The sequence below is a fragment of the Mesorhizobium sp. M2A.F.Ca.ET.067.02.1.1 genome, assembly GCF_004023285.1.
Taxonomy (GTDB): Bacteria; Pseudomonadota; Alphaproteobacteria; order Rhizobiales; family Rhizobiaceae; genus Mesorhizobium.
The window spans coordinates 1-8,624 of record NZ_RZSB01000201.1 but is presented as its reverse complement, the minus strand read 5'-3'; the positions used below and the strand labels follow the sequence as shown (position 1 = coordinate 8,624).

General features: G+C 59.1%; 8 protein-coding genes. 6 read left to right on the top strand and 2 right to left on the bottom strand.

Going from position 1 to position 8,624, the window contains the following annotated elements:
• Window positions 1-68: 68 nt before the first annotated feature.
• Window positions 69-2,861: a glycosyltransferase family 25 protein gene (locus EOA28_RS15775; protein WP_127250220.1), complete on the top strand. Its 2,793-nt coding sequence runs from the start codon at window positions 69-71 to the stop codon at window positions 2,859-2,861.
• Window positions 2,862-2,921: 60 nt separating this feature from the next.
• Window positions 2,922-3,653, top strand: a complete 732-nt coding sequence (locus EOA28_RS15770) for a hypothetical protein (RefSeq protein WP_127250221.1) — start codon at window positions 2,922-2,924, stop codon at window positions 3,651-3,653.
• 73 nt (window positions 3,654-3,726) lie between these two features.
• On the opposite strand, the gene EOA28_RS15765 is transcribed toward EOA28_RS15770, so the two are convergent.
• Complete coding sequence (locus EOA28_RS15765) at window positions 3,727-4,914, bottom strand: FkbM family methyltransferase (protein ID WP_128315033.1); 1,188 nt, start codon at window positions 4,912-4,914, stop codon at window positions 3,727-3,729.
• Window positions 4,915-5,063: 149 nt separating this feature from the next.
• On the opposite strand from EOA28_RS15765, the gene EOA28_RS15760 reads away from it, so the two are divergent.
• A complete protein-coding gene (locus tag EOA28_RS15760; protein ID WP_245484151.1) occupies window positions 5,064-5,975 on the top strand; it encodes a hypothetical protein in 912 nt (303 codons plus the stop codon).
• 380 nt (window positions 5,976-6,355) lie between these two features.
• On the opposite strand, the gene EOA28_RS38845 is transcribed toward EOA28_RS15760, so the two are convergent.
• Window positions 6,356-6,517 (bottom strand): hypothetical protein, encoded by a 162-nt coding sequence (locus tag EOA28_RS38845; protein WP_189342052.1) that lies wholly within the window; start codon window positions 6,515-6,517, stop codon window positions 6,356-6,358.
• Window positions 6,518-7,107: 590 nt separating this feature from the next.
• Here EOA28_RS38845 and EOA28_RS15755 point away from each other — a divergent pair.
• From EOA28_RS15755 to EOA28_RS15745, 3 genes are all read left to right on the top strand, one after another.
• Window positions 7,108-7,338, top strand: coding sequence for a hypothetical protein (locus tag EOA28_RS15755; RefSeq protein WP_127250224.1), 231 nt, complete (start codon window positions 7,108-7,110; stop codon window positions 7,336-7,338).
• A 237-nt stretch (window positions 7,339-7,575) separates the two neighbouring features.
• Entirely contained in the window at window positions 7,576-7,911 is a 336-nt protein-coding gene (locus EOA28_RS15750) for a hypothetical protein (protein ID WP_128298011.1), read from the top strand.
• Between the two features lie 546 nt (window positions 7,912-8,457).
• On the top strand, window positions 8,458-8,624 hold a 167-nt coding region (locus EOA28_RS15745), incomplete at its 3' end, for an AlpA family phage regulatory protein (RefSeq protein ID WP_128315034.1).

Here is an 8,624-nt window from a genome sequence, read left to right as displayed (position 1 = left end):
CATCTGAAAGGATTGCTGTCCTGGATGGTACAGCAGTGCAACTATAGTTGCGTCGGCGGGGGATCGGCGTGAGCACCATCGGTCTGTGCATGATCGTCAAGAACGAGGCGAAGGTTATCCTGCAATGCCTCGCCAGCGCCCTGCCTCTTGTCGATTATGTGCTCATCGTGGACACGGGTTCTACCGATGGCACGCAAGACCTCATCCGAGGCTTTCTCGCGCAGAACAATGTCCAGGGAGCCGTCATCGACGAGCCATGGCGGGAATTTGCATACAATCGCAGCTTCGCTCTCGAGCGGCTGCGCGAAGTCCAGACCGTCGACTATGCAATGATCATCGATGCCGACGATACGCTGATCCTGGATCGTGACTTCGAGCCAGCCGTGTTCAAGTCGCGGATGGAACACGATCTCTACGATGTCGAAGTATCCCATGGAAATATCTCGTTCTATCGCCCGCAGATCTGCCGCAACCGCCTACCCTTTTCCTTCAAGGGCGTGCTGCACGAATATCTGGAGGCTCCGCCTGGCCCCATCACACGGCAGAACGCCGAGGGATTTCGCATTGCCACGGGACGTGGGGGAGCGCGCAGCCAAAACCCACGAAAATACCAGGACGACGCGGCGGTGCTGGAGAACGTGCTCGCAACCGAGACCGATCCGTTCCTGATATCGCGCTACACCTTCTATCTCGCGCAAAGCTATCGCGATTTCGGTGAACGCGAGAAGGCGCTGGAACAGTATCTGAAGCGAGCAGAGCTGGGTTTCTGGAACGAGGAGGTCTATGTGAGCCTGCTCGAGGCGGGGAACCTGATGGCCGCGCTCGGCAAGCCCTTCGAAGAGGTCGTCGCGGTCTATGAGCGTGCGACCCAGACAGTGCCGGCACGCGCAGAGGCGCTGCACGCGGCAAGCCTCTATTGCCGCAGCCAGGGCCGGAACGCGCAAGGACAGGAATTCGCGCGTCGCGGCCTGGACCTCACGGAGCCGACCGGTCTCTTCGTCCAGCCCTGGGTCTATGACTACGGGCTGCTCGACGAGTTTTCGATCAACGCGTATTGGGCGGGCGCATATCGCGAGTCGCTCGACGCGTGCCTGAAGCTGCTTGCCTCCGACAAATTGCCGCCGGACATGCTAAAGCGGGTGGTGGCCAATGCGCGTTTCGCGACCGAGAAGCTCGAGGTCCGCGAGCCACCGGTATTAGGAAGACTTGGCGCGGAAAGCCTGGTCGAGCAGCACGCGCTGATTGCGCAGCGATCGTTGCGTTCGCGGCTGGAGGTCGTGCCGCGTGTCCTGGTCGCGATACTGGCCAAGCAGAAAGAGCCAGCGCTGCCGCTTTACCTGGCGTGCATCGAGTCGCTCGACTACCCGAGAGAATCGATCGTCCTCTACATCCGCACCAACAACAACACCGACAAGACCGAGCAGATCCTGCGCGAGTGGCTGGAGCGCGTCGGCCACCTTTATGCGGCGGTCGAGCTCGACACTTCGGACGTCAATGACCGGGTCGAGCAGTTTCGCGAGCACGAATGGAACGAGACACGCTTCAAGGTGCTTGGCCGAATCCGCAACATCAGCCTGCGGAAAACTCTCGAGCACAATTGCGACTTCTATTTCGTCGTCGACGTCGACAATTTCGTGCGGCCGGCGACGCTGCGGGAGCTTGTTGCGCTGGACCTGCCGATCGTCGCGCCCCTGCTGCGCTCCATCTCGCCAGGCCAATATTATTCGAACTATCACGCCGAGGTCGATGCGAACGGATATTATCAACACTGCGACCAATATGGCTGGGTGCTCAACCGCCATGTACGCGGCGTTATCGAGATGCCGCTCGTGCACTGCACCTATCTTGTACGTGCCGATGTGCTGACCGAACTGACCTATGACGACGGCACATCGCGCTACGAATATGTCGTATTCGCCGACAGTGCCAGGAGGGCCGGCATCGTCCAGTACATCGATAACCGGCAGGTCTACGGCTACATTACTTTCGGCGATCACGAATACCATGTCAGCGGCGGGATCGAACGGGCAAGAGAGCTTTTGCGCGACGCGGGCGACGTGCCGCAATTGCTTGGCGCAACGGCCTCGGCGCCTGCTCCGTTTTTGGCGAGGCCCGAGTTGCCGGACTCGCTGAAGATCCATCTGATCAACCTTGACCGCAGCGTCGATCGCTGGAACCGGTATCAAAGTCACAATTGGCATCTGATGCACAATACGGCTCGCATATCGGCCGTTGACGGCACCTCCCTGGACAGGGCCGCGCTCATGGAGGAAGGCCTTATCACCGGTGATTGTCGGTACCCCCCGGGGACGCTGGGATGCGCTTTGTCGCACATCGATCTGTGGAAGCGTGCGGTATCGGAGAACAGGACGATAACGGTCTTTGAGGACGATGTCCGAGCATCGTTTCGATTTATCGAGGAATCCGCAGAGATCATGTCCCGGGCGCCGACCGGTTGGGACATGATACAGTGGGGCTATATCATCGATCCGTCTTTTCTCTGGTTGGACTTTGGTCTTTCGAAAGCCAAGCTGGAGTTCTACGATCGTCGCTACACCAACAGAACAGCGCTGTTTCAGTCCGACAAATTCCCCAGATCGCTCATCCGGATAGAGCATTCGTTTGGGCTGCAAGCCTACACGATCACGCCAAGAGGCGCGCGCATTCTCCTGGAAAAGTGCCTGCCGCTGCGACACCGCCTCATCCCATTTCCTGGGACGGACGTAATCATCGAGGATACCGGCATCGACTGCGCGATGTGCGCCGCATATGGGTCGATGCAGGGCTACATCTGCATGCCGCCGCTGGTGATCGTGGACGACGAGCAATTTTCCGATCGACTAGCGACGGACAAGAAGTGAAACTGCAGCTGGCATCAAAGACAGCGGCGTAGCGGTCCGTTCGGAAAGACAGGAAAGGCTATGCGAATAATCGCCTCGATGACCACGATTCCCTCGCGAATTGATCGAATTGGTCCGGCGCTTGAGAGCGTGCTCGGCCAGACCGTTGCTGTCGAGCATGTCGAGTTGAATGTCCCATACGTATGTGTGCGTACTAATGAGCCGTACATCCTGCCGGCATGGCTCGCCGAAATGGAGCGGGTGAAGATATTTCGCACCGACGACTACGGCCCGGTCACAAAGATCGCTCCGACCCTGCTGCGCCATGGCAACGAGAAGGAGACATACATATGGTCGGTAGACGACGACTTTGCCTATCCGAAAAATCAGCTTGCGCTGCTCTGCAAAGCACACCGCGATACTGAATATCGCATTCTGGCGCGGCATGGCGGGAACTTCAATCCAGACGGCAGCATCACGTTCAAATACGGGGAAATGCAGGTATCGATGTTCGAAGGATTCGGCACGGTCCTCTATCCTCCTGCATGCGTTGGCGACGACTTCCTGGAGTATGTCCGCAACACTTCGAGCGACATGGACTGCCGGCATAGCGACGATATAGTCCTGTCTCTCTATTTTGCTTCTCGCCGAATTCCCATTTTCATATGGAATTCACCGACCGAGACAGATCCTTTTTACCCCACCGGCTCCCTTCCTTATTCGTCGGAAGGGGATGCGATCCATTTACAAAGCGGGGGCAATCTGGAGCGCTACAAGCGAGTGCTGAGCATCTTGAAGCCAGGGAGAGGCTAGCGGAAGACATAGGCGCGCCGGTTAGATATCGAGTGGTTTGGCATCGCCGTCGAAGGAGAGTTTTGCGCCGGCTTCACCGATACGGTGGAACCCCCAAGGTTTGGCCGATGACCTCAAATTTTCTCTTGGCCGGCGACGAGAGCGCAGCAATCCTGTCGCGCCTCTTGGTAAAAATCGCGTCGAACTCGACTGCGTCGCCATCGAAGTGATTTACTTGCGTGAGCTGGCGCAAGGCAAAACCGAAATCGCCAAGAACGTCGACTATGTCACCGAGCAGCTTCTGCCCTCGATAGATTGGGACGACATGGGTTTCCAGCTCGATAGCCAGGCAGCATTCCAATAGATGCCCAAAACCAAGCAGAACTTCGTACTCGAAGCCTTGGACATCTATCTTTATGACATCCGGCGTCGGAACCACGCCTGCGCGGAACAATTCGTCATACCGGACGCACTCGACTTGTTGTGTGCCGACGACTTCAAAGACCCGACCCACAGGGTAGTGCTGCAGTATCTCGAAATCCGGCTCTCGCAGCGATGAGCAAAAGGATCCAGCGGTGACGAACAGTTTTTGCGGGCCAGATGTATTTGCCAGCGCCTTTTCGACCACTTGCGCGCCAGGTATCCGGCTGAGCGTCTGGCGAATTGCCATGGCCTCTGAGGCCAAGGGCTCAAAGACCACAGGCGTGATTTCCTCGGCCCGCAGCATCCATTTGAGTTGCAGCCCTCCCTGACCGCCGACATCGACGAGGGTGATCCGTTCATCCGCCGGCGTTCGGGACAGCTCGCCGTAGGCGTCAAACGTTTCAACAAGAACACTCAGCAGCGCAAACTGCTCAAGCCCGGTTCCGGCATAGACCCCATGGCCGTTTTTGGAACAGCCTATCGAGAGTGACCCGTGACGGCTCAGGAAGGTCGCGTCGATCTCAAATGCGCCGTTCGCAAGTGCATTGGCCGACAGATCGGTGCCGACGCCCCTGTTCACAATCGTGCCGTCGGACGCAATTTCAGCAATGTCCTGCCCGCCATAGTGATGGATATAGAAACTGGTGGTTGTCGTGGGGAGGAATTTGACAACGCACCTCATACGAACCTTCCGATATAGAAAAGCCGGGTCGTGGAGGCGTAAAAGATGCCAGTCGTAGCGGATGCTGTCGCAAACGACCAGAGCGTCGCTATCCACGCTCTTTGACAGTTCGTGGGCAATCTCCCAGTTTGAGAGAGCATCTCCAGCGTAGGATTTGGAGAATATCGCCTCGCCCACCTTACGCCTCCTAGCCGACACGCCGGCCTACAACCTAAACCTTCAAATTACTGCGGAACAAGCCGGAGGGCTTCCATTTTCCGCCGAGCGGGACAAATACAGATTCGATGAACATCGTAGCCCCGGGCCAAAAGTTGCGGCGACGAGACTTGCTGACTTCGCTCATCGGATCGGTCGCCGGCGCGCTGGCATCGGCATCGTTGGCTCATTCGGGTGGTTGGAGGACGGTCCAGACGGCCATGCGCTCCCAGTCTAGCCAAGCCGGCCCGCGGCCGACCCTCGCTACTGCCCCGATCGAGCTCGCCGGCGACTGGGGACGCATGCTGGAAGGAGCAGCCGTTCAGGTCGTCGAACGTATGCGGCAAGCCTGTTTTGACGGTGTGCGCCTTCTCTCCGATCGCCAGCCAACGCGACTGCGTGTCGAGGAGCATACAACCGGTCCACCCGCCATCTGGCTGCACCCCGACGGCAGCGGCTTGGCATGGACGATAGTCGATATCGGCGAACGCGACTGGTCAAAGCTTGCCTATCAGTTCGGGCATGAGCTCGGCCATGTCTTTGCCAACAGCTGGCAGGCCGATGCCAAGCCTGCGTCGCCATGCCAATGGCTGGAGGAAGCAATGGTGGAGGCCTTCTCGCTGCGGGGCCTAAGCCGCCTGGCTAAGAGCTGGAAACAAGACCCGCCGTTCGCTGGCGATAACGGCTTCGGCGATGCCATTGCCGAATACCGCCGGAACATCATCAAAGGCTATGAGGCCCTCGCGGACTCGCAGGGCCTCGGCGATCCTGCTGCATGGTTTGCCGGCCACCGCAATGAGATCGAAATTCCAGGACTCAATCCATTCGCACAAGCGATGTCCTTGACCGTTCTAGCGGAATACGAGCGGGTTCCACAATCCGTCGAGGCTGTTGGCGCACTCAATCGCTGGCCTGGTCGGAGCGGCATTCCAGTCGCCCAATATCTCCAACGATGGAAAGACAGCTGTGCCGAGTTGCATGTGTCACCTTACCTGCCGCTCCGCTTAGGCGAGCTTTTGCGAATATCGCCTGGCGCCAGGTGATAACGTTGCCGGACTGAGACCAATCTTCGGTATCGATCTGGCGTGCTTTGCCTGTGCGCGACTGTCAGAAGCCCGGCGATCCCGACCGCCTGATCCGAGCGCGAGCTCAAAGGTGCGGTCCGGCACTGCGGCACCACGAACCGCCTGGGGACGATGCCGTCATCAGCGTCAGATAGCCTTGTGCACGGCCTGCTGCCTATCCAGGGGCAGCTTGGCGAACTGGCGAACCGTCATGCCGCAGCCGGCGGCCAGGACCGCGGTACGCCGCTTTCGCCTCGCATGCTGCCCAAGCGCCGGTATTGCCAATCGTTTGGCATGCCGACGGCTTCGACCTCGATCTCGGTCACGCCCGTCGCCTGGAATCTTGCATAAGTCGCGGCTTATCGGCAAGCGTCATACTCGAAGCGCCGTTTGGCGCCGCGGGAGAGAAGGCTGATTTCGGCTTCGATCAGCGTGGTCTGATAGCGCTGTGTGGAATTCTTCGAGTAGATGTCGTCAGCAATAATCGAGACGGTCACATCGCCGTTCTCGTCGATCTGCACATGCTCGATCTGCAGCGGCGCCGAGTATATGCATTTCGGTGATCCTGGCTTTCGCCCAGGCTGAGCAGACAATCGCATGTTAATAAGATCCCTTGCCGTGCCAGTAATTCGGCTGACGCAAGATTGATGCCAGCAATTCGGTCCCGGGATCGGACAGCTGAAAGACCGCGAAGTTGGGCTACTCCCAGGTTCGTCTTTATGGGTACGTGCGTACTACTTCGGCCGGGGCGTATTGTTTCGCTCGGCCGGCGCCGCGTGCGCCACTCGACACCCAGCGCCGGTTAGGCCCGGCGGTCATCCATCAACGCTACCCAACGGAACCGCCGGGCCGCCTTATCGGCGAGTGCGCCTCGCTGGCGGCCCAGCGATTTCGGCCTACTACCAACGAATGCGTGCCGATCCTCTCGGCAGAGGCGAATATTTATATAAGCCGGCGCCATGTACTGTTTCCGAGCCTCCGCCGGCTAGGCCCGCGCTTGCTGGCCGTCGGACAAGACGTCCAACGTTTTCGCTGCTCTGGCGTCACGGCTTGGTTTGTGAACTGCAGGTTCCGATCGTCGCGGCCGGCAGCGCAGCACTTGTGGCAATAGATGATTTTAGCAGATTCCCATGAAGGCAGGGCTGGGCTGGCCGAACCGACCGCCAGCGCGGCGACGGCGAGCACCGTCCTGCGCCTGCATGTGAAGCAGGCCACGGCCATGATCGACGAGGACCACAGCCGCCACCTGGATCGAAACGGCTCTTGCTGCTTCGCCCAGGCCGCCCAGCGGATGCCCGAAACTGCATTCGTCGCCGAGCACGCCGCGGACACCGGCCGGTGACTTGCTGGCAGCCGTGCTGGAAAGGGAATGGTGGCGCCGATTTCCTGGGGGCCGAATGACTGACTGGCTGATGCTCTCAGAGACCAAGCGTCCAGTCGGCCCTTGGCATCCTGATCGGCCGGTCAGGCTCGACCGACACAGCTTCGATCACCTCGGCCGCTGCCTTCAGAACCATATCTGCCGAGCGCTCGCCTCATCGAGCCGCCTCATAATCCGGAGGCGGAGACGCACGAGCTGGTGAAGCTCGGCACGCCTCTCGCCAATGGTCAAAGCTTCAAAACGCAAAACAGCTACTCGAAACGCGGTACTGGCGGCTATCGTCGCTCAGATCGGTTGCGCGAGCGAGATCGCCATACGGCGAAGCGTCTTCCACCTTTGAAGTATGGCGAGCGTGCCGGAGGACTAAAGCCCGAGCGTTTCTCCTGCGTCCAGCCTTGTGAAATCTCTCATCGGCCGACGCGTGGCTGCTGCAAGCTCATCGAGCGCTTCTTCGACCTCGTGACCGCTGCCGAAGGACCCGGTGCACGAGCATCGCCGTCCTGGCATCGCGAAACAACTGGGGGTGAGGCATAGACGCTGGATCGAAATGAGGGTCGCTCCTCAGTGTGCTGTCGGCGCTATCTTGACCAGCCAACGTCAAGCCTGCTTTCGCGCGTACCTGGCCGTTTCGTATGCGGCTGAAAAGGAGAAGCTGACCGCGAGGACCCATTACATGGCGGAGCTTCGTCACTTTCCGGGTGGAAAAGCGCTCCAATGACTGTGGTAAGTCGAAAAGCAGTTGTTACACTCGATGCCTCCCGCACAAGCACCCGCAATTCGGGTTGAGGCGAGGCACAGAAAGTTCGAAAAGCTTCCAAGAACCCCAGGCAAACTGGACTCTGGGCGCACATGGACTGTCTCCTGGCAGGGTTTCTTCAGTGTCAGGCCTTCGTTTCGGCCTGGAACTCGCCCTCAATCACGCCTTAGCCGAGGCCGCGGCATTGGACTTTAGACCCGTCCTATTTGCCGCCGTCTCTACGTCGGGCTACGACGATGCGCAAAGCCCTCTTGCGCGCCGTAACTGTCTCTCCTTTCTGGATCAGGAGCAGCCAGAAACAGCCAGCAGGAGGCAGCACGACCATGCCCGAACCAGACCGTATCATTCGCCTGAAAACCGTCCTTTCCCGGACCGGTCTGTCCCGGTCCACCATCTACCGCAAGATCGCCGAAGGCACGTTCCCACGCCAGATCCAGATTAGTTTCCACGGTGCAGGATGGCATGAATCCGACATCAGCCGCTGGATCGC

Excerpts from the sequence above, each read along its gene's own strand:
- EOA28_RS15755 (WP_127250224.1), top strand. The coding sequence starts at position 7,108 with ATGATTTTAGCAGATTCCCATGAAGGCAGGGCTGGGCTGGCCGAACCG.
- EOA28_RS15770 (WP_127250221.1), top strand. The coding sequence starts at position 2,922 with ATGCGAATAATCGCCTCGATGACCACGATTCCCTCGCGAATTGATCGA.